Genomic DNA, 26,496 nt, shown 5'->3' on the forward strand with positions numbered 1-26,496 from the left:
GAGGGAAGCAAATCGGGTTGACGTGCCCGCATCGAGGGTAGGTAATCGGCCTGGAATCTTGGCGCCTGCCCGCAACGGAGGCAATGAACCCATGCATCAGTACAAGGCGACCATCGCCTGGACCGGCAATACCGGCGAGGGCACTCGCAGCTATCGTGCCTATAGCCGCGACTATGACATCATCGTCCCTGGCCGGCCCGTGCTCAAGGGCTCGTCCGACCCCGCCTTCCGTGGCGATCCTACGCGGCACAATCCCGAAGACCTGCTGCTGGCGGCAATCTCAGCCTGCCACATGCTGTGGTACCTGCACCTGGCGGTGGGCGCGGGCGTGGTGGTCACGGACTATGTGGATGAGGCAGTGGCCGACATGGCCATGAACCCGGATGGTTCGGGGCAGTTCGTCTCGGCCACGTTGAGGCCGCGGGTCACCATCGCGGCGGGTGACGAGACGGTGGCGCGGGCCCTGCATCATGACGCCAATGCGAAGTGCTTCATCGCCCGCTCGATGAATTTCCCCGTGCACCATGAGCCGGTGATCGTGCGCGCGGAGGCGGCCGCCTGAGGCGCTGCGCCGTTCGCGCATGGCTATTTCCAAGAGAAGTCGTCGAGCCGTCCCGGCTGGGACGGCGGAGGCAGCCCGTCGACGAAGAGCTGGGCAGCAGGCGATCCGGGCGGGGCGGTTTTCTGTAGCGATGTCAGGCCCGCTTCGCCACCTGGGCTGGAAAGGCCGATCGCCTCGGCAATGCTGGCGGCATCGATGCCGCCGACGGCCGTGGGCCGGGCCGTCTTGGGGAGCTCCGGCTGGATCATGATCGGCTCCTTCAGCCCGGGCTGGCCAAAGAAGGGCATGGTATTGGTGAGCTTGGCCGCCGGCTCGCCCGCACCGTCGGCAGGCGCTGCGGCCGCTGGCGGCGGCGGGTTCTCCGCTGCCTTCACATCCTCGCGCAGCACGTCCAGCACGATGGAGGCCAGCTTGGTGTTGCCCCGTTTCAGAAAGCGCACGCCGTCGCGGTCGCGTAGGCGGCGGTAGAGGCCCGATTCCGGGTCCATGCCCATCTCCGTGTAGCCCCCGGTCTCGTCGCTGAAATGCTTGCGGATATCGATGAACTTCACCCCGACCGCCTCGGCGCGCTCCTTCACGACGGCATTGATCTTCTGCATTGCCTCGTCATAGTCGGGTCGCGCCATGGGCGGGAGCCCGACCCAATAGACCGCGATGTTGCGCTTGCGCAGCTCGGCCAGGAACTCGTCCACCACCTCCTGGTATTTGGCTTTCCATTCCGGCGAGCCGAAGGCCAGGCGCTCGCTGCCGACACGCAAGTCCTGCCCGTCATTGGAGCCGAGCAGCACCACGGCCGCATGGACCTGGTTGCGGTCGAGTATGCCGGGCAAGGCGTCCAGCCAATCGTAGAGATCGGACCGGGCAAAACCGGAGCCCTCACGGTAGCGCACCTCGACCTGGAATCGGTCATCGGGCTTGACCGCGCGCCCCATGCCGGCCCACAAGCCGCCAGCCAGGGCGTCACCCAGCACCAGCACGCTGTAGCGGTCGTGGGCCTCAGGGATATAGGTGGCCCCAGGCCCTTTCTGGGCGGAGGTGGTGGAGGCTGCTTCCGCTTGACCGCTCGGCTGCTCCTGCGCCACCGCGGCGGGTAGCGCGAGCGCCCACGCGGCGAAGAAAGCCACCAATGCCGCAAGCATGCGCCGCATACGTCCCGCCTGTCCGGTTTGTGTACTCCCGAGCTGCCGCCGTATAATTCGCAGCTCAGCCGTCCTGCCGCAACAGTTTAAGCAGATGAACCGTGGGTTCGCCGTCCGCGTCCAGACCAGCATCGCGCTGAGCCCGCTCGACCGCCTGGCGGGTCATGGGGCCCAGCTTGCCGTCGATCTCGCCGGTCTCATAGCCCTTGGCATTCAGCAGCTCCTGCAGCTCCATCTTGTCGCGCACGGTCAGGCTATCCCGCGGGCGCGGCCACTCGGAAACAAGCGGCCCGCGGCCATCGATCCGGTCGGCCAGGTGGCCGACGGCCAGCGCATAGGCCTGGGAGTTGTTATAGCGCAGGATGGCGCGGAAGTTCTGCGTGACCAGGAAGGCCGGGCCAGAGGCGCCTGCAGGCATGATGAGCGAGGCCTTCACGGGCGAGTCCGATTTGAAGTTGCCACCGTCCGCCAACCTGACGCCAAGCTTGGCCCAATCGCCGATCGTCTTGCGCCGGTTCAGGCCGGCCAGCTTGGTGTTGAAGCCGCGCGGCAGCGCCACCTCCCAGCCCCAGGGCAGGCCCGGGCTCCAGCCGGATTTGCGCAGGTAGTTTCCGGTGGAAGCGAGCGCGTCGGGCACACTGCGCCAGATGTCGCGCCGGCCATCGCCAGTCCAGTCCACCGCATAAGCGTTGTAGGTGGTCGGAATAAACTGGGTGAACCCCATGGCGCCCGCCCACGAGCCGGTCATGACGGCGGGCGTCACATCGCCGCGCTGCAGGATCTTGAGCGCGGCGATCAGCTGCTGGCGGCCGAATCTGGTGCGGCGCCCGGTATAGGCCAGGGTCGCCAGAGACCGGATCACATATTTGTCGCCCATATGCGATCCGTAATTGGTCTCCATGCCCCAGATCGAGATGAGGATGTTACGCGGAACGCCGTAGCGCGATTCTATCGCCCGCACCTCGCGTTCGAACTGGGACAAGACGGCCTTGCCGTTCGCAATGCGGGCATCGGACACGCGCAGGTCGATATAGTCCCAGATCGGGGTGTTGAACTCCGCCTGGTTCTCGGCCCGCTCGATGACCTCCGGATCGGGGGTCACACCTCTGAAAGCCGCGTTGAAGGTCGACCGGGAGATGCCGGCGCGCTGCGCCTCCGGCCAGAGCCGTTGCAGGAAAGTGTCGAAATTTGCGTGGGCAGTGTCTGTGCCCGCGGTCATTGTGGTCACGACTGCGGCCACACCAACCCAACCGGCGAAAGCAAGCCTCGCCCCCATGCGCAACAGATTAAACTGCATACCATACCCCGCTGTCGGCTGAGCACTCCTCCACAAGCGTCATTCTGGACAGTGTTGGTTAAGAGAAGATTGCCGTTAAGACTTTATTACCCTGAGTTACAAGAACACAAGGGCTGACGATTGTGGCAACCTTTCGACAAGTGTGGCGAGCTGGCCAAACAAAACCGCCGGGTCGCCAAGCTTTACCGGAGGCGGGATGGGATTCCATAGACGTGCGCAGGACTTAGTTCGTTAACCATGTCACAGCGTTAACACCATGTTCTCGCGCGCAGCGACCGTCCCGGGGCGGCACTCCGCGGCCTGGGCCTCGATGGCCGCCAGCGTGTCGTCGTCGTGGCGCGGGTTATGGTGGAACAGCACCAGCTGCCGCGCATGGGCGGCATTGCACAGGGCAACCCCCTGAACCCACGTGGAATGGCCGAAGCCCTTGGTGGCCTTGTATTCCTCCGGGGTATACATGCTGTCATAGATCACGAGATCCGCGTCCCGAATAAGCTCGATGATATGCTCATCGAGGCCGACCTCCGGGTGCTCCGTGTCCGTGACATAGCAAACCGTCTTACCGCCATGCTCGATGCGATAGCCGACCGCACCGTTGCAATGGCGGAGCCTGGCTGTCTGCATCACGATGCCCGGCTTCGGCTCGAGGATGTCGCCGGCCTGAAAGGTGCGGCAGTCGAGCTTGGCGCGGAACACTTCCGGCCCGACGGGGAAGAACGGCGCCTGCATGAAGCTCTTCAGCATGTCCTTCGTGGTGGAGCCGTCCACATGATGGCCCGACCAGATCGTTACCTGCATGTCCGGCCGATAGAGCGGGTCGAAGAACGGGATGCCTTCGATATGGTCGTAATGGCAGTGGCTGAAGAACAGGTCGAAGGACTTCACGCCGTCGCGGATCAGCTGCGGCCCAAGCGCCCGGGCGCCGGAGCCCGCGTCAAACACGAAGATGTGCCCGCCGATCCGCATCTCGATGCAGGGCGTATTGCCGCCGAAGGCGTCGAACTGGCGTCCAGCGCAGGCTATGCTGCCCCGCACACCCCAGAACCGGATCACGAAGCGGGCTTGCTCCATCAAAAGCCCTCGCTGCTCCCCGCCCGTCGAGGGCCTCGCTGTGCTCTCTCCATGCCGGCACCTTAGAGCATGATCTTCCGAATTGGTAACGGCTTTTCGGAAAACTCGCCGCTGCCGCAAGGGCATGGCGGCCGAGCTCGGCTGCGCCTTCACGCACGGCCGGGGGCCGGTTGCGCTTGCCTCATCGATTTGGATTGCGCGATTCCCATTTTCAGGCATGGTCTCGGCACAATCGCCGCCCGATGTCACGGCAAGATTGCAGAGATGTGTGGAACGGATCTTCATCTTGATAAGCTGCGCAAAGCGCGCGAGCGTGGCCTAATCGACCGTTTTGGCCTCTATGGGCTGCAATGGGGCGACCCTGACGAGCGTTCCGACCTTGTTGCGGTGCGCGACCGGTTCGTGTGGCCGCTGGTTCATCCGGACAAGGTCACCGTGGAAATCGGGCCGGGCGGCGGGCGTTGGACACGCTACCTGGTGCCGTGCCGGACGCTCTACCTCGTCGACCGCTATCCCGAGTTGCTCGCCGAACTGAGTCGCAATTTTCATGCCCCTAATATGGTGTTCGTTCAGAATTCTGGAACAGACCTCCCCGGCATAGCAGACAAGACCGTAGATCTGGTCTTCTCCTATGGCACCTTCGTCCATTTCGAACTGCCGATCATCGCAGCTTACCTCGAGGAGATTAATCGTATTCTGAAGCCCGGGGGCGATGTGGTTCTGCAATATGCCGACAAAACAAAGCCGGTTGGGGCGGAAACGCCCAGCTTTCCCGATTGCGATCCGGAACGGATCGCAGCTCTCGTCCGCGATACGGGATTCCGGATTGTCGAGCAGGAGGACACCCTCTTGAATAACAGCGGCATCATCCGCTTCTCCATTTGAGGCCGTCATGTCGAGGCTGGACTCCTTCATCAACCGGGTTATCGCACAACGCGAGTGCCTGAACGCCGCCTGCGCGGAAATCGCCGGCCGCGAGGGGGTGGTGTTCGAGCTTGGGCTCGGCAACGGCCGCACCTTCGACCACCTGCGCGAGCGCTTGCCCGGACGGGAGATCTTCGTGTTCGAGCGCAGCCCGGCTGCGCATCCGAAATCGATGCCGGATGAGGCACACCTGATCATTGGGGACGTGACGAAGACCCTGCCCGCCGCCGTCGAACGCTTTGCCGGTCGGGTGGTGCTACTGCACAGCGATCTGGGCAGCGCGGATCTCGAGGAGAATGCCCGGCTGGCCCGGTTCCTGTCAGGCACCATTCCCCCGCTTCTGGCGGAGGGCGCAATCGTGCTGTGCGACCCCGCCCTGGATCTGCCGAGGGCGGAGCGCCTGCAACTTCCGCCTACCGTGCAGAAGGATCGCTACTATATGTATCGGTGGAAGATGCGCGCGGCGCAGCCGGCATCGGCTATTCAAGAATCATTCTAATATGCTAGAGTGCCGGTTGGAGCCTGTGACGGCCTCCAGACGTCCGGTACGGACGCTTCAAGCGGAACCAGACCCATGCGCCTGACGAAGATGACCAGCTATGCCCTACGGATCCTGATCCATTGCGGGCAGACTCCGTCGCGGAAGGTCAAGACGTCCGATATTGCGCAAGCCTATCAGATCACCGAGGCCAACGTGTCGAAGGTGGTGCAGCTGCTGGTGCGCGCCGGCCTGCTGGAGACGGTGCGCGGGCCCGGCGGCGGATTGACGCTGGCGCGGGCCCCGGAGGAGATCCGCATCGGCGACATCATTCGGGCGACCGAAGACACCACCATCCAGACCGATTGCTTCGGCCAGGGCGTCGACGAGTGCGCCATTCTCAAGGCGGTGCCGATCAACCGGGTGTTCGACAATGCGGTGAATGCGTTCATCGAGGTGCTGGACCGCCACACCCTCGCCGAGTTCATCCGCGCCCGGCCGGGCTCGGCCCTGTTCGCGCAGATCGCAGCCGCCGGCGAGGCGGGCGACGAGGCGCGGCGACCAGCCGGCGGGCTGGTCTAGAGCGTCCCGGGTTCGGGTGCTTTATGGGCCCCACCCGGCCACCTTACGGCGTCCACCCTCCCCTCCAGGAAGGGACAATCCGCAGACCCTCGCTTCCTTCCCTCCCTTCCAGGGGAGGGACGCGCGTAAATGGCTCACTGGTACTGCTCATCGTGCGGTATGGGGCAGGAGGAACGGCTTGCCTCCGCTCGGCACCTGATTGAGCGTTACCGGCACGTCGAACACCTGCGCGATCACCTCGGTGGTGAGGGTTTCGGCGGGAGTGCCCCGCGCGGCGACCCGGCCGTTGGAGAGAATGACGAGCTCGTCCGCATAGAGGCTCGCCAGGTTGATGTCGTGCAGGATGGCGAAGGCCCCGCCGCCTTGGGCGACGAAATCCCGGACGATATCGAGCGTCTCGAGCTGGTGCCGGAGATCGAGATTGGAGATTGGCTCGTCCAGGAAGAGATAGGGTGCCGCGCCAAGCCGGCGCGAGACTTCCAGCTGACAGCAGATGCGGGCGATATGCACCCGCTGCTGCTCACCTCCGGATAGTTGCTGGTAATACCGGCCTGCATAGCTCAGCAGCCCCACCCGCGACAAAGCGACGCGAACCGCCTCCTCCTGCTGGCGGTGCCGGTCGCGTCCGCCGCCCGCGAGGGAATGACCCCCGGCGGCAATCAGGCCGAGCTCGACGACCTCGCGCACGGTGAAGGGAAAGGCGAGATGGCTCTTCTGCGGGAGAACGGCCCGACGCAAGGCCAGCTCGCTCTTGCGCCAGGCGGCGAGCGGGCGGCCGTCAAGGGTGATGCGGCCGGCGCTCACGGGAAGATCGGCGGTGAGGCAGGCTAGCAGCGTGGATTTGCCTGCCCCGTTCGGCCCCAGCACCACCGTCAGCCGGCCAGGCTGCACCGAGAGGCTGACATCGGACAGAATCTCGCGGGCGCCACGCCGGCATGTGATGTGAGCAGCTTCGATCATGGTCACAGATCCACAAGCGAGCGGCGGCGCAGCAGCAGCCACAAGAAGAACGGCGCGCCGATCAGAGCGGTGACGATGCCGATGGGCAGCTCGGCCGGCGCGACCGCCGTGCGGCTCACGATATCGGCACCGATCAGCAGGATGGCGCCGAGCAGGGCGCTGCCGATCAGCAGAGCGCGGTGGCGCGGGCCTATCCCCAAGCGCAGGAGGTGCGGCACCACGATGCCGATGAAGCCGATCGGCCCGGCCGCGGCCACCGAGGCACCGACGCTCAATGCCACGATCACGATAGCGAGCCGCTTCACAGTCTGCACCTCCACCCCGAGATGGCCAGCCTCAGCTTCGCCGAGCAGAAGGGCATCGAGACGGTCCGCCAGCCAGGGAATGGAGATGAGGGCCACAAGGATGAAGGGCGCCGAGATCAACACCTTTTCCATGGTGGCACCGCCCAAGCTGCCCATGGTCCAGAAGGTGAGGTCGCGCAGCTGCTGGTCATCGCTCAGATAGGTGAGATAGCCGGTCAGGGCGCCGGCCAGGGCCCCCAAGGCGATGCCGGCCAGCAGCATGGTGGCGACCGAGGTGCGCCCGGCGCGGGTGGCGATGCGGTAGAGCAGCGTGGTGGTGATAAGCGCGCCGAAGAAGGCCGCCACCGGCAGGGCGTAGGGTCCGATCAGCCGGGCGGTTTCGGGCAGGAAAATCGGGATCCCGATGATGACGATCACTGCCGCCAGGCCGGCGCCGGAGGACACACCCACCAGGCCCGGATCAGCCAGGGGATTGCGGAACAGGCCCTGGAGCACGACGCCCGAGACCGCCAGCGCCGCACCGATGATGATGCCCAAGAGGGTGCGCGGCAGTCTGATATCGAGGATGATCGTATCGCGTAGGGCAGCTTCATTTCCCGAGGCTCCCCTGAGGCTTGCCCAGATGGCCTCCCAGGCCGCCCCGGGCGTGAACCCGGTGGCGCCGATGCTCAGCGAGAGGAATGCCGCGAGCGCCAGTCCGCCAACCAGCAGCCAGATGACGAGCCGGGCGGTCCGGCGACGATCACCGCCTAAGACGGCGATCTCTTCTGATTTGCTTTCGGCTATGGCCACTGTACCGACACCACTGCTGTCCCGTTATAGAATGGGCGCTGCGGGGTCACTTCGTCCATGGCCGCTCGGGGAGCGGCGCGATCGCCGCGTCCGGATGGAGCTTGGCGGCCAGGGTCGCGGCCGCATGCGCGGTGCGCGGGCCGAAGCCGAGTAGATACAGGCCGTCCATGGTGATCAGCCGCTTGTTGCGCCCTGCCGGCGTCTGAGCGATCGCGGGATTGGCGAAAAGGGCCTCGCCCGGCGCATGGGCGCCAGAGCGGGTCATCATCAGGATCACGTCCGGTGCCGCCGCGATTATGGCTTCGCCATTCACCTGCTTGTAGCCGGCAAAATCGGTCAGCGCATTTTCGGCTTTGGCCAGCTTGATCATCTCGTCAGCCGAGGTGCCCGCGCCGGCGGCCATCATGCGGTCGCCCGCCGTGCTCAGAATGAACAGGACCTTCGGCCGGTCGTTCACCTTGGCAAGCTGCTCCTCAAGGCTACGGAAATCCGCAAGCAGCGTGGCGGCCAGGTGCTCACCCTCGGAGGGCTTGCCCATGACCTTGCCGACGAAGCGGATCTTCTCGGCAATGCCCTCAGGGCTCGCCTCGTCCGGAACGGTCACGAAGGGGACCGACGCGTTCTGCAGCTGGCCGACCACATCCTTGGGCCCGGCATCAGCTTCGGCAAGGATGAGGGTGGGCTTCACGGAGAGCAAGCCTTCCGAGGAAAGCGCGCGCAGATAGCCGACATTCGGGTGTTCGGCCAGAGCGGCCGCCGGATAGAGGCTGGTGGTGTCCACCGCGACGATACGGTCCTGCAGCCCGAGCGCATAGAGAATCTCGGTCACGGAGCCGCCCGCGGCAACCGTGCGAGAGGTATCCGTCACCTCGACCTGTCGTCCGCTGCCATCGGTTATGGTGGCAGCGGTTGCCGGTTGCATCAGTGCAGCCGAAGCCAGCATTGCCATAACCAGAAGGCGGCGGCCCTGCTGCAGTCCCTTCATCGAACCCATGAAAAAAGCCTCTGTCCAATCCTCTTCCGCGGCGGCTCACTTGTTCAGAACGAGCTTGCCCTGCTTGGTGACGCGAAGCGTGTACACCTCGCCTCCATGGGCGATCAGGGCGCTGGTCTGGCCGCAGAAGATCGCCTCCGACTGGATGAGCCGGCGCGTCTTGCCCAGCAACTCCGACTCAACTTCAACCGACGGAAGTCCGGCGTCGCGCCGCTCGTCCTTTTCCTCTGCCATCGTCACTTCAACCCTTCCCCGAGGCACCAATTCCGTGCCGCACAATTGTTGACTTTAATAGTCAGCTTATCCTAGAACGCAAGAGACAAGCTTTGGGGCGGGGCTCCGGCTTGGCGATGCCAGCCAAAGATCATCCGGTCGAGTAGCCAGCGAACCACACGCTCGGGGTTGAGCGGGATTTGGGTTCGGAGGGTGAACCATGTGTAGTCGGTTGGCGTGGCTGCGCCGAGCGATCATGACGAGTGCTGCATTCACGGCCATGATGGCGGCCGCAAATGCTCAGGAAACGGCAGCGGTCCAGGGTCCAGTGCCACCGGAGGGAGAGCCGGTGCCGCAGGAATGGCTGACGCTTGATGAAATCACCGTCGTGCCGGGGAAGATCGAGGAGACGCCGATCGACTCGCCTACGGCGGTGAGCATCGTGAACGAGGAAAAGCTGCAGCTGCGGCAGGCGGAAACCTTGAACGACATTTTCCGCGGCATGCCGAGCGTTACCGCAGTGCAGGACCGCGACCAGCCGGGCGGAGCCATCAATATCCGCGGCCTGCAGGATTTCGGACGGGTGGCCGTGATCGTGGACGGGGCGCGGCAGAACTTCCAGATCTCCAAGCATAACGGCCAGAACCTGATCTTCATCGAGCCGGAGCTGCTGAAGGCGGTGACGGTGGTACGCGGCCCGGTGGCCAATATCTATGGTTCCGGCGCGATCGGTGGCGTGGTTGCCTTCGAGACCAAGGATGCCCGTGACATTCTCGATCCCGGCCAGTTCGCAGGCGGCATTCTGCGCAGCGGCTATGAGACCAATGGCGATGGCTGGTTCCTCAGCGGTTCAGGCGCCATGCAGTACGAGGCGTTCGATGCGGTGGGGAACATCACCTATCGCGAGCGCGACGACTACAAGAACGGCAAGGGCGAGACCGTCGACGGGTCGGGCTTCGACATCCTGAGCGGCTTTGCCAAGATGGGCTACCGGCCGGCCGAAGGGCACGAGATCAAGGTCAGCTATATCGGCACGGACGACCATTGGCTGGACGAATCGGAAAGCGTCGCCCGCGACAGCCGGCTCACCAGCAATATTGGCGTTCTGCGCTATACCTTCGATGATCCGACCGGGGATTTCTGGAACCTGTCGGCCAGCGGCTACATCTCCAATACGGATCTTGACCAGCGCAACGAGACCGGCGTGGCGGAAGGCTTCAGCCGCGATTTCAAGCTCACCACCTATGGCTTCGACGTCTATAACACGACGCTGTTCGAGACCGGCTTCATCGGCCACACCCTCACCTATGGCGGCGACTTCTTCACTGACGACGTGAAGACCGAGGACGTTGCCGGCACGGGTGACCTGTTCACGCCGGGCGGCACGCGCGATGCCTATGGCGCCTTCATCCAGGACAGGATGACCTTCACGCCCTGGCTTTATCTGATCGCCGCCGGCCGTTTCGACGGCTATGAGCTCAATGGCACCGACACCATCACGGGCGACCCGGTCGATAACGAGGGCGACCGGATCTCGCCGAAGGTGACCGTGGCAGTGAAGCCGTTCTATACGTATTTCGAAGGGCTGGAGCTTTACGGCACCTATGCGGAGGGATATCGCGCGCCGAGCGTGACGGAGACGCTGATCTCCGGCATCCACCCGCCGCCGGCCACCTTCCCTTTCCTGCCCAATCCCAACCTGAAGCCCGAGACGGCCAAGACGATCGAGCTGGGCATCAACTTCAAATACAATAGCCTGTTCACCGCTGGCGACGCCCTGCGGATCAAGACTGCCGTATTCCAGAACGACGTGGATGACCTGATCTCGTTCGAGCAGGTGCTGCCGACGCCCTTTCCGTTCGGCAGTTATCAATACATCAACGTGGCCAAGGCGCGGATCAAGGGCTTCGAATTCGAGGGCATGTATGATGCCGGGTTCATGTTCGCGGGCCTGAGCGGACAAATCCTGCGCGGCAAGGACCAGACCACCGATGAGTGGCTGAACTCGATACCGCCGGACCAGCTTACCGGCATTCTCGGCTTCCGCTTTCTGGACGAGCGGCTCGAGGTGGGCACCGAGGTCACCGCCACCGCCAAGCAGCATAGGGTGAGCGACCCCGACCTGAAGACCAGCCCTTTCACTCTGGTCGACCTGTTCGTGGGCTATGCCTATAGCCGCGACCTGCGGTTCGACGTGCGCTTCAACAATATTCTCGATGAAAACTACCGGCCGTTCCTGAACCAGACGGATATGCCCGGCTTCAATACGAAGTTCGCCATGACGATGAGGTTCTGAGCAACAGGTGGAGCTGCGGCTCCACCTGACCTTTGCAGCGATTGGACGTATGATCCATTCCGCAAAGAGGGAGGACGTGCCATGAAGGGAGATCAGATCTTGAGCCTGCTTCGGAGATTGCGCGTCATATCATCGCGTTGCGTCGCAGGTGTTTTGTTCGTCGTGGCCGCGCCAGCGGTGTTCGCGTCCGCGGCTCTGGCGCAAAGCAATGCGCAACCCGAGGCGGCCAGCGCGCGCACGCTGGAGGTTGAGCTGAACCGGCTGGAGCAGCGCGAAGGCGCCTGCCGGTTGAGCATGGTCTACCGCAATCGCCTCGGCGCCGACATCGAAGCCCTGCAGCTTGAAGCGGTGCTGTTCGATGGCGATCAGCGGGTGGAGCGCTTCTTGGTGTTTTCCTCGAAGGCGCTGCCGGCCGGGAAGATCAGGGTTCAGCAGTTCGACATCCAGGGGCTTGAATGCGCCAGCGTCGGATCGGTGCTGATCAACGACGTGAAGGCCTGCCAAGGCACCGGCCTCGAGCCGGCGCAATGCCTCGCGGCCCTCAGCCTATCGTCCAGGGCGGATACCAAGCTGATGAGCTCCGTGGACCAATGAAACGTGTCCCCTCCCGCTGGATCCTCGGCTTCATGGGCGCATTGGCCATGCATGTGGTGGTGCTGGGCATGGTGCCGTGGCCGCGGGAGGAGGCGCTGAGCGAGCGATCTGCCGGCGAAGAGGCGGACGTCTGGGGTGCGCCGACCAGTACGGTGATGATCGAGCTGGCGGCGGTGGAGTCGATCGCTGGGGACGCACCCGAAGCGGCTGAAGCAGAAGCAGAGGTGGTGGATGAAGCCACCACCGTCGAGACGGAGCCGGTCGAGACCGAAACGGTTGAGAACGAGCCGGTTGAGACTGAGCCGGTCGAGCCGAGCGCTGAACCCGAGGAGGTGGCAGCGCTCGAACCAGAACCTGTTTCGCAGGCCGAGACCATTGAGCACAGCACGGCGAAGCCCACTGAAGTGGCTGTTGCCGACGCTGAGGAAATCGAGGCGAAGCCCGTCGATCAACCGCCTACAACCGAGCCCGCCGGTCGCGTTGTCGCGGCAGTCGACCCGCTGTCGCCACTCGAACCAGTCGAGGACGTGCAGGAAACCATCGAAGCCTCAGCGCCTGTCCCGAAGCCGAAGTCCAAGCCGGTGGTGGAAAAGCCCGCGGCCGAGCCGAAGAAGGCGGAGCCCGAGCGCAAAGTGACGGAGAAGGCCGCACCCGAGCGGAAGCGGGACCGGAAGGAGGCCACGAAGGCGAGCCCGCGGGCAACCCGCCAGAAAACCGCCCGCAGCCGCAGCAAGGGCCCGGCAAAGGCGGATGCGGGCAATGCCAGGGTGTCGGCCAGCGCCGCGAGCGGCATTGCCCGGGGCAATCGCGGGATCCGCCAGGCTGAGGCAGGCTGGTCCAGTCGTTCCAACTATGCCGGCCGGATCGTCGCACATCTGCAACGGCACAAGCATTACCCCGAAGCCGCCGCCCGCAACGGCACCACGGGCGTAGCCACGCTGACCTTCTCAATCGCATCCAACGGCCGGCTGACCTCCGTGCGTCTGCGCGGTAGCTCCGGGGCCGCCATTCTCGACCAAGCGGCGCTCGATACTGTGCGCCGCGCGTCACCGTTCCCGCCAATTCCCCCTGAGGCAGGGGTTTCGGCCATGACCTTCACCGTGCCGCTGCGCTACAAGCGGCAATAGGTTTCAACCATCGCATGACAGCCAAGGAGATCTCATGTTTATCGCGATGAACCGCTTCAAGGTGGCCAAGGGCAGCGAGGCCGATTTCGAGCATGTGTGGAAAAGCCGCGACACGCATCTGCATGAGGTGCCGGGCTTCGTGGAGTTCCATCTGCTGAAGGGGCCGGTGCGCGAGGACCACACGCTCTATTCCTCGCATACGATCTGGCAGGACAAGGCGGCATTCGAAGGGTGGACCAAGTCCGAGGCCTTCCGCAAGGCACACCAGGATGCGGGCACGCGCAAGCCGCTCTATCTCGGACATCCGGAATTCGAGGGCTTCGAGGTGGTGCAGACGGTGACGAAGAGCGACCGCGCTGCATAGAGCGGGACGATCCGGGAACTGACGTGCCGTATGGCCCTGGATGCCCCGGTCAAGCTGGGGCATGACGATTTTTGTTAAAATCAATGACTTACGTCATCATCGGCTTGGAGCCGGTAATCCAGGGCCATGAGGGAAGGCTTAATGCCATGTGGTCCGGCTTCAGCGCCCAGGCGCGGCTGGCATGGCCTGATATTCGCTGGCGCAAACGGGCCAGTCACCGTCATCAGGGCGACATGTGAATCACTCATAGGGCTGCTGCATGGTTCCGAACGGCAGTAGTCCTCCATGAATGTCCAGCCGCACCGTCCCTTTCGCTACCGGACCATCTGGATATCCGATTTTCATCTCGGTACGCGGCGGGCCCAGACGGAACTCCTGCTCAATTTCCTGCGCCACACGGAATCGGACACGCTCTACCTGGTGGGCGATGTCATCGACAACTGGGCGCTGAAGAAGCGCTGGTACTGGGCGCAGACCCATAACGACGTGATCCAAAAGATCCTGCGCAAGGCCCGCAAGGGCACCAAGGTCATCTACATCCCCGGCAATCACGACGAGTATTTCCGCGATTTCGCCGAAGCCCGGTTCGGGCGCATCAGCGTGCAGCTGGAGGCGATGCACATCATGGCGGACGGGCGCCGCTATCTCGTGCTGCATGGGGACAAGTTCGACGGGGTGGTGCGCTATGCCAAGTGGCTCGCCGTGCTTGGCGACCGCGCTTACGGCTTGTCGATTGCCATCAACAGCGTCTTCAACCGGGCGCGGCGACTGTTCGGCCTGCCCTACTGGTCGCTCTCGGCCTTTCTCAAATACAAGGTGAAGCGCGCGGTCGAGTTCGTGTCGCGCTTCGAGGACGCGCTGGTGCACGAGGCACAGCGGCGCGGTGCGGACGGCGTGATCTGCGGGCACGTGCACACCCCGCAGATGCGCGAGATCAACGGCATTCACTACTGCAACGACGGCGATTGGGTGGAGAGCTGCACGGCGCTGGTCGAGACCTTCTCGGGATCGCTGGAGATCATCCGCTGGACGGCGCTCAATCCAGGCGAAGATGACCCGCAAGGGCACATTCCCCTGCCTGCGATCGAGATGCCCTTCCCCGCTGCGCCGGTGCGAGAGCCGGTGGCCGCACGCTGATGGCCCTCATTCGGCTGCGACCTCCTCTGAAACTGCTGATCGTGACGGATGCCTGGCACCCCCAGGTCAACGGCGTGGTGCAGACCCTGACACGCACCGCCGAGGCTCTGCGTGCCGGCGGCCACCAGGTGTCGATGCTGACGCCGGAGCCATTTGCGACCTTTCCCTTGCCCAGCTATCCGGAGATCCGCCTGGCAAGCCCGCGTCCGTCGGCGGTGGCGCGCTTCATCGAGACCGCCGATCCGGATGCCATTCATATCGCCACCGAGGGCGTGCTCGGTCTGCTCGCCCGGCGCCATTGCCTGCGCACCGGGCGCAGCTTCACCACGAGCTATCACACCCGCTTTCCAGAATATCTGGCGGCCCGCATGGGTCATCCGGCGGCTGGCCGTGCGGCATGCCGGCTTGCCTATGCGGCTCTGCGGTGGTTCCATCGCCCGAGCCGCGCCGTCATGGTGGGCACGCCTTCCATGTACGATACGTTGCGCGCCCAGGGCTTCCGGGCCGTCCGGCTGTGGACGCGCGGGGTCGACCATGCGCTGTTCCACCCCAACCGGCGGCGCGCCCTGCCCCATCCGGGGCCGATCATGCTCTATGCCGGCCGGGTGGCGGTGGAGAAGAATCTCGACGCGTTCCTGTCGCTCGAAATGCCTGGCACCAAATACGTGGTCGGCGACGGGCCGGATCTCGCGCGGCTGAAGATCCGCTATCCCACAGCGGTGTTCACCGGCTATCTGCATGGGGAGGCGCTCGCCGGGATGATGGCCTCGGCAGACGTGTTCGTGTTCCCCAGCCGGACCGATACGTTCGGCCTGGTGCTGCTGGAGGCCATGGCGAGCGGCGTTCCGGTGGCGGCGTTTCCCGTGCCCGGTCCGCGCGACATCGTGGAGGATGGCATCTCGGGCGCGCTGGACGAGGATCTCGGCGCCGCGATAAGCCGCGCGCTGGGCTGTTCCCGAGCGGCGGCCCGCGCCCGCTCGCTTGAGTTCAGCTGGGAGCGCACGGCCGAGATATTCGTGCAGCTGGTTTCCGAGGCACAGCTGGATAAGGAAAGGGCCCGCCAGATTGGCAGGCCCTCCATCAACCACCAGCCGACTAGTTTGGGGGCGGACGACGCCGGCGGCTGATGGTCGTGATCATCGCGGAAGCCGGCTGAGCGCTGCCTGAATGGAAAAGTTAGCTGCCATTCATGTTCTAGGCCGGCGCCAATTTGGCCTTCAGCCGGTTCTCCCATTGCAGCGCGCTCGAGACGATCTCGTCCAAACTGTCATGCTCGGGCACCCAGCCAAGCCGCTCGCGCACCTTCTGCGCGCCGGCCACCAGCATCGGCGCGTCGCCCGGACGCGGCGGCCCATCCCGCACCACGAGGGGATGATTGGTGGCGCGCTCGACCGCGGCGATCACCTCCAGAACCGAATAGCCCTTGCCATAGCCGCAATTGAACACATCGCTGCGGCCGCCGGCGCGCAGATAGTCGAGCGCCGCGACATGGGCCGCGATCAGGTCGGTCACGTGGATATAGTCGCGGATGCAGGTTCCATCCGGCGTGGGATAGTCGCGGCCGAAGATTTCGAGATAGGGCCTCTCGCCCAGCGCCGCCTGGGATGCGACCTTGATCAGGTGCGTGGCGCGGGGCGAGGACTGGCCGCTGCGGCCCAAGGGGTCGGCGCCGGCCACGTTGAAATAGCGCAGCGCGGCATAGGTGATGTCATGGGCAACGGCGGCATCGCGCAGCATCACTTCCGACATGAGCTTCGACGTCCCGTAGGGAGAAATCGGGTCGAGCCGGGCGGTCTCATAGACCGGCATCTCGTCCTGGATGCCGTAGACGGCCGCGGTGGAGGAGAAGATGAAGTGAGGCACGCCTGCCGCGACCGCCGCCGCGATCAGGCCGCGCGTCTTCACCGTGTTGTTGAGATAGTATCCCAGGGGATCGGCCACCGAGTCCGGTACGACGATGGAACCGGCGAAGTGGATGATCGCCTCGTAACGAGCGCTGGACAGCACGCGCTCGAGCAGGCCGTCGTCGCCGATATCGCCCTGGATGAAACGCGCCGCTTCAGGCACGGCCCAGCGGAAGCCGGTGGACAAGTTGTCGATGACCGTCACATCCTCACCGCTGTCCAGCAGGGCAAGAACCATATGGCTGCCGATATAGCCGGCGCCGCCCGTCACGAGGATTGCCATTACGCCTCCGAACCAAAATTCACGCGCCGCGTTTTTGCCACCGTGCCGCTACATTAAGCTTCCGGATCTTTTTCTTGAGCGGCTAAGCTAGCAAACATCGGGCCATAGAGAGAGGATTTTATGTCGCGCCGTCTTCGCAAAGCCGTATTTCCCGTGGCGGGCCTCGGCACCCGCTTCCTCCCAGCAACCAAGGCGGTGCCTAAGGAAATGCTCACCATCGTGGACCGGCCGGTCATCCAACTGGCGGTGGATGAGGCGCGCGAGGCGGGCATCGAACACTTCGTCTTCGTCACCGGCCGCAACAAGGGCGTCATCGAGGACCATTTCGACAAGCAGTTCGAACTCGAGACGACCCTGAAGAACCGAGGCAAGACCAAGGAGCTCGACCTGCTCGCCTCCGATCTGCCCAGCGCGGGCCAGACGAGCTTCACCCGCCAGCAGGAGCCGCTTGGCCTGGGCCACGCGGTTTGGTGCGCGCGGGAGTTGATCGGGGACGAACCCTTCGCCCTGCTCCTTCCCGACATGCTCATTCATGCGAGCCCCGGCTGCCTTGCCCAGATGATCGAGATCTACAACAGCCACGGCGGCAATGTGCTGGCGGTGGAAGAGGTCCCGCATGAGGACGTACATCGCTATGGCGTGGTCGACGTGGAGGCGCCGGGGCCCGACGGCGCCCAGAAGGTGAAGGGGATGGTGGAGAAGCCCAGGCGTGAGGACGCCCCCTCCAACCTGATCATCTCCGGCCGCTATATCCTGCAGCCGGAAATCTTCCGGAAATTGGAGATCCAGAAGCCCGGCTCGGGCGGCGAGATCCAGCTGACGGACGCGATGCTGGCCCTGATGCAGGACCAGGTGTTTCATGCCCTCAAATTCAAGGGCAAGACCTATGATTGCGGCGACAAGGTCGGCTTCCTCGCCGCGAACGTGGCCTATGGGCTCGCCCGCAAGGACTTGGGCCCAGCCTTCCGCAAGGCATTGCAGGAGGTTCTCGCGGCGAACGGGGAAGACGTCGACATCAATATCTGAAGACGCGTGGGGCGGGTCGCGGCATCCGCCTCTGCCTCATTGCTGCAGCTTCACCCCGACCATGACGCGGTTCTCGGTGTAGTCGCGGGTGCGGCCGGTGAGCGTGTAGTCGGTGAATTCGTAGCTGCCGATCACCGCCAGCCGTGGTGTCAGAAAATAGGACACATCGAGCCCGGCGCTCCAGGTCTGTTCCGTGAGCTTGATGCCGATATAGTCCTCAAGGGTATAGCGCGCCATTGCGGCGGCGATCAGGTTGTAGCGGAAGGCATGGTCCACCCGCAGCCCGACCGTGAAGTCGCGGGTGGCGGTGGCGCCGGTGACGTTGGTCTCGCCGATGCCGCTGGATGCGTCGAGGGTCACCGCCGTGATCTGCCGCGGACGCCAGATCACGTTGGCATCGAAGCCCACGCCCTCGACCATCTTGCGCGCCAGGTGGCGGTAGTCGCGGATCTCGTAGGTTAGGGCCGCCATGCCTCTCCAGATCGGGCTCGGTTCGAATTCGGCGCCGATGGCGAACCTGGCGCCATCAGATGATCGTTTCACGCCGAGCTCGTCGTCCGGCCGGTCATAGATGCGCGGCACATAGGCCGCCTCGATATAGGGGGTGAGGATCGGCGCATCCTGATATTTCACCCGCAGCTCGGCAAGGGGCGCGGTGTAATTGAGATCCTTGTTCACCTGGACGCTGCCGTCGGACAGCCGGACGTCACCGAAACGGTACCAGCTGGTGCCACCGCGTATCGTGGCGGCGATGCGGCCGGCGTCATAGGTAAGGCCGGCGCGGATGCGGTACGTCTCGTCCTTGCGCGGATCGAGCGCGTTCACCGGAATGTCTGGCTGCGCCAGCCCCTCCTGCTGCAGTTCGTAGCGGGCCTCGAATTCCGCGGTGAAGTCGCGGCGAATGTCCAGCCTGTAGGTGGCGCCGATATCGGCATTGTCGATGTTCTGGCGCGACTCCTTCGCATAGAGCACATGCTCGCTTTCGGCATGAACCTCGAGGCCGTGCCGGTTCCAGTCACTGCGCGCCTCGAATATGGGCTTCAAGCGCAGGCCCACATCCGACCGACGATCGGTGCGGGACTGGCGCACATTGTCGGTGTAGACGCCGCCGATCTCCAGCGAAGGATAGAGGGTCAGGCCGCCGACATCGATGCCCAACGGCTCATAGGCTTCGGTGGTCATGACATCGGCCGCTTGCGCCTGGTTTGGCCAGGCGCAGACCGCGATGAGCGCAGCGGCGCCAAGACAACTGCGGATTGCGGTACCCCGGCGCCGCGCCGCTGCCGGTGCGCCTGGGTTCATGCTGTCTCTCCCTGCTCCGCATTCGGTTACCGTACGAGCGGATAGTGTTTCGTTAAGGTTAATATTGGGTTTATGCCGCACTGCCTCCCATTGCAGTCAATGACCGATCGGAGTACATGGACGTGATCACTGAGGGGTGCCCATTGCCTGTGCTGGCCGTCACAACGCATCCGATCGTCGCCTCTGCCATGTCTGCGATCGACACGGAGGCGCGTGGGCTGACACAGCTCAAAGCCGCGCTGATGGGCGCACTGGAAGGCCCCTTCCTCGCGACCATCGAGGCCATCGAAAGGGTCTATGCGAGCGGTGGTCGCGTGATTGTCTCGGGCATTGGCAAGAGCGGGATCATCGGCCGCAAGATCGCGGCGACTCTGGCTTCCACCGGCACGCCCGCATTGTTCGTGCATGCGAGCGAGGCGAGCCATGGCGACCTCGGCATGATCACCGATCAAGACGGGGTGATCGTCTTGTCCAATTCAGGCGAAACGCCGGAACTGGCGGATCTCGTGGCCTATGCCAAGCGCCGGCAGGTGCCGCTGATCGCCATCACGGGGTCGGAGGCCAGCACGCTGGCGCGCGTTGCCGATATCGTACTCGCTCTGCCGCGCCACGAGGAGGCCTGCCCGCACGGGCTTGCCCCCACCACCTCCACCACCATGCAGGCGGCGCTTGGAGACGCGATCGCGGTGACGCTGCTCAAGAACCGCGGCTTCGGCCCGCAAGACTTCAAGGCCCTGCATCCCGGCGGGAAGCTTGGGGCGCAGCTGTGCTTCGTGCACGAGATCATGCACGGGCGCGACGAGCTCCCGTTGATCGGGCCCGATGCGATCATGAGCGAGGCCCTGGTGGAGATGACGTCGAAGCGGTTCGGCTGCGTGGGAGTGGTCGGCAACGCTGGTGCACTGGTCGGCGTCATCACCGATGGCGATTTGCGCCGTCACATGGCGCCGGACCTGCTGAGCCGCACCACGGCCAGCGTGATGACCCGCAACCCTGTGACAATCGCGCCTAGAGCCCTTGCCTCGACGGCCCTTGCCGTGCTGAACGAGCGCAAGATCACTTCGCTGTTCGTGGTGGAGGGCACTTGCCCGATCGGCATCGTTCACATTCACGACCTGCTGCGGGTCGGGGTGAAATAGGCGCGGGTCATGGCCAACGATCTCACGGCCGAGGAGATCCGGACCCTGCTGAAGCTGGAGCCGAATGCGACCTGCGGCGAGGTACGGGTGACGTTCGTGAGCCAGCAGGCGGTGGCGCCGGGCGGCCTTGCTGGACCCTTCGCCGACGGCCGGCCGCTCGGATCGGCCCTGTATTTCCTGGTGAGGCCGGACGCGCCAGTCAGGCTGCATCGCATCCGCAACGACCAGCTCTATCACTACTATCTCGGCGATCCGATCGAGGTGTTTCTGCTGCACGGGGCCGGGCGCAGCGAGCGGGTGGTGGTGGGGCCCGACCTGCGCAATGGCCAGCAGGTTCAGCTGTTCATCCCGGGCAATACGTTCCACACCGCCCGGTTGCTCGGCGGCGGACGCTGGTTTCTCGGCGCCAGCACCGAGTGGCCGGGCGTTGTGCCGGCGGATGTGGAGATCGGCAATGTTGAGCGGCTGGCCGAAGACCACCCGCAGCTGGCCCCGGTGCTGCATGCTATCGCCTCGGCAGCGGCCAATACTGCCCCAGGGCCAAGCTCTCCGCGGTGATCGCCGCGGCGGGCGGTCTGCTACTCCTCGCGCTCGACAAGCAGATCCATGCCATCGGTCCCGGTGACCCGGACCCAGCTTCCTGCCGGCGCGTCAGGGCCCTTGATCACCCAAGATGTATCGTTGATCCACAAGCGGCCGCGTCCATCGGTGATGGGTGCATCGAGCCTGTAACGCTGGCCGACAAAGCCCTGCTGGCGGCGGTTGAGGTTGGGCTGATCGCTTGCCGCGCCGGGACCGCTGAAATAGCGGCGGGCGATGAGCACCGCGACGACGGCCAACGCCGCGAAGACCAGGAGCTGCGCCTGCCAGGGGATGCCCACCACCAGAACGATCAGGCCAACCGCAAAGGCCGCCGCGCCGATCCAGATGAGGAAGACGCCGGGCATCATCAGCTCGAGCAAGAGCAGCACGCCGGCCAGGATCCACCATCCCCAGAAGCCGATCCCTCCGAGCAACTGTTCCATGGGCTCCTCGGCTAGCCGGGCGTCGGGCCAGGCGGCGGGGAACCGGGCGACGTGGCCACGCCAACCTGGGGTACCGTGCCGGTGCTGCGCGGCGGGGTCCTCGGCGCATCCGGCGGGCTTGCGCCATCGCCACCGCCAAAGGCGGCGCGGGTGAGTTCGGCAATGCCACCGACTGCGCCCAGGACAGAGGTGGCATCGACGGGCAGCATCAGCACCTTTTGGTTCGGCGCGGTCGCCAGGGAGCGGAGAGCATCCACATATTTGGTCGCGACGAAATAGTTCACCGCCTGGATGTTGCCGCCTGCGATGGCCTGGCTCACCATCTGGGTTGCCTTGGCTTCGGCCTCGGCGGCGCGCTCACGGGCCTCAGCGTCGCGGAAAGCGGCCTCGCGCCGGCCTTCCGCCTCGAGCACGATGGCCTGCTTTTGGCCCTCCGCCCGCAGGATCTCGGCGGCGCGAACGCCCTCGGCATCCAGGATGCGCGCCCGCTTTTCCCGTTCCGCCTTCATCTGCCGGGCCATGGAATCGACGAGATCGCGCGGGGGATTGATGTCGCGAATCTCGATGCGGGTAACCTTGACGCCCCACGGATGGGTTGCCTGGTCGACCACCGCGATCAGCCGGTGATTGATCTCGTCGCGCTTGGAGAGGAGCTCGTCGAGGTCCATGGAGCCCATGACCGTGCGAATATTGGTGAGGGTGAGATTGACGATGGCGTTCTCCAGGCCGGAGACCTCATAGGCGGCCTTGGCCGCGTCCAGCACCTGGTAGAACGCCACGCCGTTCACCTCGACCATGGCGTTGTCGCGGGTGATGACCTCCTGGCTCGGAATGTCGAGCACCTGCTCCATCATGTTGAGCTTGGCACCGACGCGGTCGATGAACGGAATGATCAGATTGAGACCCGGCTCAAGCGTCTTGGTGTAGCGGCCGAAACGCTCGACTGTCCAATTGGAGCCCTGCGGAATGACTCGGATGCCCTGGAAAATCGCCAGCAGCACCACGACCAAGAGCACGATGACGAATATGGATACGCCCTCGAACATACGCCGGTCTCCCTATGGCGGGTGGTCGCATTCTCATAACGATGCGCGTGCGAGTTGTCCACGGGAGTTGCTCGCGGTTTGGCGCCGCGACGGGGTCATCCGGCGCCATACGCCGCGTCCGTCCCCGGTGGCGTTGACCACTTAACGCCAGCCCTGCAGTTCGTCCTCGATGATGGTGGCGAGCATTTCGATCGAGAGCTCGCTGTCGTTCAGGCATGGCACGAGCGAGAAGTGTTCACCGCCGGCCTCGTGGAAAATCTCCGCAGCGCCGATGGCGATCTCCTCCAGGGTCTCGACACAATCGGCCGCGAATCCGGGAGTGATCACGACCAGGTTCTTCACACCCTGCTTGGGTAGAGCCTCGATCGTCTCGGCGGTATAAGGCTTGATCCATTCGGCGCGGCCGAAGCGTGACTGGAACGTCATGACCAGGTCTTCCTCGCCAAGACCCATGCGTTCGCGCAGCAGGTGAGTGGTCTCGGCGCAGTGGTCGTAGTACGGATCGCCCTTCTCGACATATTCTTCCGGCAGGCCGTGGTAGGAGGCGACGATCCGGTCCGGCCGCCACGGCAGGCTCTGCAGATGTGCACCCAGAGACTGGGCAAGGGCATCGATATAGGCGGGGTGGTCGTAATAGGCCGGCACGGTGCGCAAGGCCGGCTGGCGGCGCAGGCACTTCAGAGCATCGAACGCCTTGTCCTGAACGGTCGCAGTGGTGGCTGCGGCATATTGCGGATAGAGCGGAAACAGCAGGACGCGATCACAACCCTGTGCCACCAAGCCTTCCAGGCGCTCGGCAATCGGGGGCAGGCCATAGCGCATGGCCCAATCGACCACGACGCCCGGGATCGCGGACAGGCGCGCCGCGATCTTCTCCGCCTGGGCCCGGGTCGCGGTCTTGAGCGGGCTCTCGTTGCGCGCCTTGTTCCAGATCTTGTCGTAGGCCTTGCCGCTCTTTTGCGGACGAGTGGAGAGCACGAACAGGTTGAGGATCACCTGCCACAGGATCGGGTTGACCTCGATGACACGCCGGTCGGACAGGAACTCGCGGAGATAGCGACGCATCGGCCAGTAAGACGTGGCCTCGGGCGTGCCGAGATTGACGATCAGGACCCCGATCTTGCCGCCCTCGACACCGCGATGCCGGATGAACGGCATGGCTGACACCGGCGCCGCGGCGTCCTCCTCTGCGGCATCACCCGCAGCACCCGTCGTGCTGTATTCGCTTAATCGTGCCATATGGGGCATTAATGATCGCGCCAAGCGAAACGCAAGAGGCAATTCGCCTTGCGATCGGTCAAATCAGAAGATCACCCGGACACCGGCCCGGAATGAGGCTCTGCCGCCTTCTGCGGAGAGCCCTAGTTGCTCCCGTAGGGATAATCGCCGCCGCCATAGGGCGGAGGATCCTCTCCACCGTAGGGAGGGGGCTCCTCACCCCCGCCGCCATAGGGATCCTCGGGGAAGAAGATGTCCTCCCAATCCGGGCGGTTCGGCACTTCGATTTCGTCCGGCCGCGGGATCACCACCGGCTCCGGGTCCGGAGGCGGCTCGCCACCGCCGCCGCCGTAAGGATCAGGCGGCACGTTGCTGTCCTGGATAGCGTCGTCACGCTCCTGCTCCAGCGGGTCGGTATCGGTGGTCGGCTCGTTGAACAGGTTCTGGTCGCTGAGGGCGCCGCCGGTTTCCCGTACATCCGACGGATTGATGCCGCGGCCCTGGGGCGTTGACCTGAGCCATGTATCGAAATAGGCCAAGGCATTCGCGTCGAGCCGGAACGGCCCGAGCGGCGCGGCGCCCTCATAGGGCACGCACACCGCGTAACCCGGCTCGGAGATCTCCACGCTGCGGCCGCCGCCGGTGATGACGATGCGCCCCATTTTGTCGAACGAGTTGCGTCCGCGGCCGGGCCCACGCAGCGCCACCAGGCTGGCGCTGGCGGGGTCGAACCTGACGCCGCTGCCGATGCCCGCCGCCTTGCAGATGGCCACCGCATCGGGCCCTACCGCCACCTCGCCCATGGTGCCGCGAATACCTATGGTGGAGGCCGGCGTGCGCAGGGAGACAGCGGAGGGGTTGGCGGTGCCGATCTTGCCGGTCATGAAGCGGAAAGCGCCTTTGGCGATGCTCGCCGCCACCTTGCCCGACCCGGCATTGGGGTCGTAGACGAACTCGTCGATGGTGATTTCGCAGTTCTGGCCAACGGTAAAGACCGTCTCGTCGACCAGCAGAATCTGCAGGGCAGACTGGCGCAGCGTCTCGACCACATCGCCGCGATAGACATCCTCCCTGACCTGCGCCTTACGCTTGTTGGCATCGGCCGCGCCGGTCACATAGACCTGGCCCGATACGGCAGCGTTCACGCCAACCCGGCTCGACTGGGCATAGGCGTCGAGTGCGGCGCCCGAGACGGTGTTGAGCAAAAGCCCCAAGGCGAACGCGGTTCGCGCTGCCTTCGGCACTTTCGGAGTTCGGCTCATCTGCCTTGTCTCCTCAGAAGCTGAAGCGCTTCGTGAACAGGCCCTCGACGCTCCAGTTCTCGAAGTCCAGGTTCTTGATGGTTGAGTCCTGATAGGTGTACGACCCGGAGATCTGGAAGTTCATGTCTCCCAGGGTGGGCGGCAGCTCTGCCTCGAACAGGTCGGCCACCGTTTGCAATGGCGTGCCATAGGCCAGCTTTGCCTTCAGCCGGAAGTCCTCGCGGATAATGGTCGAGGAATAGCGCGGGTCCGGCGCATCATAGGTGAAGTTCCACAGCGTCAGCTGGGAGAGAAGATAGGTGCCCTTGCCCAGCAGGGTCAGGTTGGAGGCGCGGCCCCATGGGCCATCGAAGGCGAAGCTCGCGTCATCCGCCTCCTTGTCCACGTAATAGGCTTCGAGGCTGAAGATGTTCCACTGCACCGGCCGCCAGCTGAAGCCACCACCCGCATCGAGGCGCAAGCCATCGCGCGCGCTGCCGACATTGCTCAAAGATGTCTTGTAATAGTCCTGGTCGACGGCGATGACCTCGGCCTTCAGCGCGAGATGCGGGCTCACCGCGAAGCCGATTTCGAGCTCGCCGCCGAATTCGTCGAGATAGTGGTCGCCGTCCAGGGTGAGACCAGTGTAGATGCCGGCGGGCGACACGGAAAATGGCCCGAAGAAGAAGGTGCCGCCGGCCCTCACGCGGCCGGAGATGTAGTCCTGCTTGTCGAAACTGAACTGCTCGTTCAGCCAGCCACGGGTATCGAAGAACAGGAAATCGCCGTTGCCGGTGCCAAGCGAATGTTCGAGCCGGGCTCGCCCGGAGGTGTAGAACGCGGTGTCCGGATCCTTGTCGATCTCGTTGTCGACCGGCACGTCCTCGAACAGGATCGTGCTGCCGTCCGGCGCGAGGTTCGGGTTGGTGTCGTGGCGGAAGCCGAAGGTCCATTCGCCGAACAGCCGTGTCGGCGCATTACGGGTGGTTGCGAGGTGGTAGTAGCGCTCGACCTCGCGCCGCTGGTCGGCCGTCAGGTCGCGGGTGCGCAGAATGGCAAGCTCGCGGACCGCGCCGTCCATATCGTCGAGGCGGTAGAGCACGATGGCGTAGAACAGCCGGGCGGCGTCCCACTCGGGCTCCAGCAGGAGCAAGCGCTCGAGACTGCCGGCCGACTGCTGCAGGTTGCCCTTGCTCGCCTCCTGGCGCGCATAGGCGAAGGACAGCCGGAGATCATCCGGGTTCTGCAGGATCTGATCATAGGTGATGGGCTGACCGACCTGTGTCTGCGCTGTCGCTTGCGGGGATGCCGCAACCGTGAACAGCATCAGCGTCCCCGCAACACCCACGAGGTGCGCCTTGACTAGCATAAATGCGCTCTTTCCCCCTGACGGCTTCCCCAAACCAGCCGGACAGGATGCACAATACTGTCCAATCGGCTAATAATCCAACGGAATCACGACCGTCTTTAGAATGAT

At 64.5% G+C, this 26,496-nt stretch carries 27 protein-coding genes; 13 read left to right on the forward strand and 14 right to left on the reverse strand.

Going from position 1 to position 26,496, the window contains the following annotated elements:
* Positions 1–91: 91 nt before the first annotated feature.
* Positions 92–562 (forward strand): OsmC family protein, encoded by a 471-nt coding sequence (locus E4P09_RS21600; RefSeq protein WP_137391720.1) that lies wholly within the window; start codon positions 92–94, stop codon positions 560–562.
* A 23-nt stretch (positions 563–585) separates the two neighbouring features.
* Here E4P09_RS21600 and E4P09_RS21605 read toward each other — a convergent pair whose 3' ends face one another.
* The 3 genes from E4P09_RS21605 to E4P09_RS21615 form a co-directional block, all read right to left on the reverse strand.
* Positions 586–1,710 carry an SGNH/GDSL hydrolase family protein gene (locus E4P09_RS21605; RefSeq protein ID WP_170984559.1) on the reverse strand — a complete coding sequence of 375 codons (1,125 nt, stop codon included), beginning with the start codon at positions 1,708–1,710 and terminating at the stop codon, positions 586–588.
* Positions 1,711–1,765: 55 nt separating this feature from the next.
* Entirely contained in the window at positions 1,766–2,920 is a 1,155-nt protein-coding gene (locus E4P09_RS21610) for a lytic murein transglycosylase (protein ID WP_170984560.1), read from the reverse strand.
* Between the two features lie 318 nt (positions 2,921–3,238).
* Positions 3,239–4,069, reverse strand: a complete 831-nt coding sequence (locus E4P09_RS21615; protein WP_137391723.1) for an MBL fold metallo-hydrolase — start codon at positions 4,067–4,069, stop codon at positions 3,239–3,241.
* Between the two features lie 69 nt (positions 4,070–4,138).
* Here E4P09_RS21615 and E4P09_RS21620 point away from each other — a divergent pair, with 69 nt between their 5' ends.
* The 3 genes from E4P09_RS21620 (at position 4,139) to E4P09_RS21630 (ending at position 6,053) form a co-directional block, all read left to right on the forward strand.
* Positions 4,139–4,954 (forward strand): class I SAM-dependent methyltransferase, encoded by an 816-nt coding sequence (locus E4P09_RS21620; protein WP_137391724.1) that lies wholly within the window; start codon positions 4,139–4,141, stop codon positions 4,952–4,954.
* A 7-nt stretch (positions 4,955–4,961) separates the two neighbouring features.
* Positions 4,962–5,492, forward strand: a complete 531-nt coding sequence (locus E4P09_RS21625) for a class I SAM-dependent methyltransferase (RefSeq protein WP_137391725.1) — start codon at positions 4,962–4,964, stop codon at positions 5,490–5,492.
* 75 nt (positions 5,493–5,567) lie between these two features.
* Positions 5,568–6,053, forward strand: coding sequence for an RrF2 family transcriptional regulator (locus E4P09_RS21630; protein ID WP_137391726.1), 486 nt, complete (start codon positions 5,568–5,570; stop codon positions 6,051–6,053).
* A 147-nt stretch (positions 6,054–6,200) separates the two neighbouring features.
* Here E4P09_RS21630 and E4P09_RS21635 read toward each other — a convergent pair whose 3' ends face one another.
* The 4 genes from E4P09_RS21635 to hemP are packed head-to-tail and all read right to left on the reverse strand — an operon-like array spanning position 6,201 to position 9,338.
* The gene (locus E4P09_RS21635; RefSeq protein WP_137391727.1) at positions 6,201–7,013 is read right to left on the reverse strand and encodes a heme ABC transporter ATP-binding protein; all 813 of its coding nucleotides are present in this window, start codon (positions 7,011–7,013) and stop codon (positions 6,201–6,203) included.
* Between the two features lie 2 nt (positions 7,014–7,015).
* A complete protein-coding gene (locus E4P09_RS21640; protein ID WP_137391728.1) occupies positions 7,016–8,110 on the reverse strand; it encodes a FecCD family ABC transporter permease in 1,095 nt (364 codons plus the stop codon).
* A 46-nt stretch (positions 8,111–8,156) separates the two neighbouring features.
* Positions 8,157–9,104, reverse strand: a complete 948-nt coding sequence (locus E4P09_RS21645; RefSeq protein WP_137391729.1) for a heme/hemin ABC transporter substrate-binding protein — start codon at positions 9,102–9,104, stop codon at positions 8,157–8,159.
* A gap of 36 nt (positions 9,105–9,140) precedes the next feature.
* Positions 9,141–9,338 (reverse strand): hemin uptake protein HemP, encoded by a 198-nt coding sequence (gene hemP, locus E4P09_RS21650; protein ID WP_137391900.1) that lies wholly within the window; start codon positions 9,336–9,338, stop codon positions 9,141–9,143.
* Between the two features lie 235 nt (positions 9,339–9,573).
* On the opposite strand from hemP, the gene E4P09_RS21655 reads away from it, so the two are divergent.
* The 6 genes from E4P09_RS21655 to E4P09_RS21675 all read left to right on the forward strand — a co-directional run bounded on the left by E4P09_RS21655 (position 9,574) and on the right by E4P09_RS21675 (position 15,962).
* Positions 9,574–11,613 carry a TonB-dependent hemoglobin/transferrin/lactoferrin family receptor gene (locus E4P09_RS21655; RefSeq protein ID WP_170984561.1) on the forward strand — a complete coding sequence of 680 codons (2,040 nt, stop codon included), beginning with the start codon at positions 9,574–9,576 and terminating at the stop codon, positions 11,611–11,613.
* A gap of 81 nt (positions 11,614–11,694) precedes the next feature.
* Positions 11,695–12,207, forward strand: a complete 513-nt coding sequence (locus E4P09_RS26085; RefSeq protein WP_170984562.1) for a hypothetical protein — start codon at positions 11,695–11,697, stop codon at positions 12,205–12,207.
* Complete coding sequence (locus E4P09_RS21660; RefSeq protein ID WP_170984563.1) at positions 12,204–13,334, forward strand: TonB family protein; 1,131 nt, start codon at positions 12,204–12,206, stop codon at positions 13,332–13,334. Before E4P09_RS26085 ends, E4P09_RS21660 begins: the two co-directional genes overlap by 4 nt.
* A gap of 34 nt (positions 13,335–13,368) precedes the next feature.
* A complete protein-coding gene (hmuQ, locus tag E4P09_RS21665; RefSeq protein ID WP_137391732.1) occupies positions 13,369–13,698 on the forward strand; it encodes a heme-degrading protein HmuQ in 330 nt (109 codons plus the stop codon).
* A gap of 285 nt (positions 13,699–13,983) precedes the next feature.
* The gene (locus tag E4P09_RS21670) at positions 13,984–14,835 is read left to right on the forward strand and encodes a UDP-2,3-diacylglucosamine diphosphatase (RefSeq protein ID WP_137391733.1); all 852 of its coding nucleotides are present in this window, start codon (positions 13,984–13,986) and stop codon (positions 14,833–14,835) included.
* On the forward strand, positions 14,835–15,962 hold the full coding sequence (locus E4P09_RS21675) for a glycosyltransferase family 4 protein (protein ID WP_239025306.1): 1,128 nt from the start codon (positions 14,835–14,837) through the stop codon (positions 15,960–15,962). The genes E4P09_RS21670 and E4P09_RS21675 overlap by 1 nt, the downstream gene beginning before the upstream one ends.
* Before the next feature lie 67 nt (positions 15,963–16,029).
* On the opposite strand, the gene galE is transcribed toward E4P09_RS21675, so the two are convergent.
* Positions 16,030–17,022 (reverse strand): UDP-glucose 4-epimerase GalE, encoded by a 993-nt coding sequence (gene galE, locus E4P09_RS21680; protein ID WP_137391734.1) that lies wholly within the window; start codon positions 17,020–17,022, stop codon positions 16,030–16,032.
* A gap of 120 nt (positions 17,023–17,142) precedes the next feature.
* On the opposite strand from galE, the gene galU reads away from it, so the two are divergent.
* Positions 17,143–18,048, forward strand: a complete 906-nt coding sequence (gene galU, locus E4P09_RS21685) for a UTP--glucose-1-phosphate uridylyltransferase GalU (protein ID WP_137391735.1) — start codon at positions 17,143–17,145, stop codon at positions 18,046–18,048.
* A 36-nt stretch (positions 18,049–18,084) separates the two neighbouring features.
* Here the strand turns inward: galU and E4P09_RS21690 are convergent, their stop codons facing one another.
* The gene (locus E4P09_RS21690; protein WP_137391736.1) at positions 18,085–19,350 is read right to left on the reverse strand and encodes an outer membrane beta-barrel protein; all 1,266 of its coding nucleotides are present in this window, start codon (positions 19,348–19,350) and stop codon (positions 18,085–18,087) included.
* 116 nt (positions 19,351–19,466) lie between these two features.
* Between E4P09_RS21690 and E4P09_RS21695 the strand changes: the two genes are divergently transcribed.
* On the forward strand, positions 19,467–20,489 hold the full coding sequence (locus E4P09_RS21695) for a KpsF/GutQ family sugar-phosphate isomerase (protein ID WP_205042244.1): 1,023 nt from the start codon (positions 19,467–19,469) through the stop codon (positions 20,487–20,489).
* Positions 20,490–20,498: 9 nt separating this feature from the next.
* Positions 20,499–21,047 (forward strand): cupin domain-containing protein, encoded by a 549-nt coding sequence (locus E4P09_RS21700; protein WP_137391737.1) that lies wholly within the window; start codon positions 20,499–20,501, stop codon positions 21,045–21,047.
* 20 nt (positions 21,048–21,067) lie between these two features.
* Here the strand turns inward: E4P09_RS21700 and E4P09_RS21705 are convergent, their stop codons facing one another.
* The 5 genes from E4P09_RS21705 to E4P09_RS21725 form a co-directional block, all read right to left on the reverse strand.
* Positions 21,068–21,514: an NfeD family protein gene (locus E4P09_RS21705; RefSeq protein WP_137391738.1), complete on the reverse strand. Its 447-nt coding sequence runs from the start codon at positions 21,512–21,514 to the stop codon at positions 21,068–21,070.
* Positions 21,515–21,525: 11 nt separating this feature from the next.
* Positions 21,526–22,560: an SPFH domain-containing protein gene (locus E4P09_RS21710; RefSeq protein ID WP_137391739.1), complete on the reverse strand. Its 1,035-nt coding sequence runs from the start codon at positions 22,558–22,560 to the stop codon at positions 21,526–21,528.
* A 141-nt stretch (positions 22,561–22,701) separates the two neighbouring features.
* Entirely contained in the window at positions 22,702–23,718 is a 1,017-nt protein-coding gene (hemH, locus tag E4P09_RS21715) for a ferrochelatase (RefSeq protein ID WP_137391903.1), read from the reverse strand.
* Between the two features lie 203 nt (positions 23,719–23,921).
* Positions 23,922–25,040, reverse strand: a complete 1,119-nt coding sequence (locus E4P09_RS21720) for a FecR family protein (protein WP_137391740.1) — start codon at positions 25,038–25,040, stop codon at positions 23,922–23,924.
* 13 nt (positions 25,041–25,053) lie between these two features.
* Positions 25,054–26,388, reverse strand: coding sequence for a hypothetical protein (locus tag E4P09_RS21725; RefSeq protein WP_137391741.1), 1,335 nt, complete (start codon positions 26,386–26,388; stop codon positions 25,054–25,056).
* Positions 26,389–26,496 lie beyond the last annotated feature (108 nt).

It is taken from the genome of Rhodoligotrophos defluvii, assembly GCF_005281615.1.
GTDB lineage: Bacteria > Pseudomonadota > Alphaproteobacteria > Rhizobiales > Im1 > Rhodoligotrophos > Rhodoligotrophos defluvii.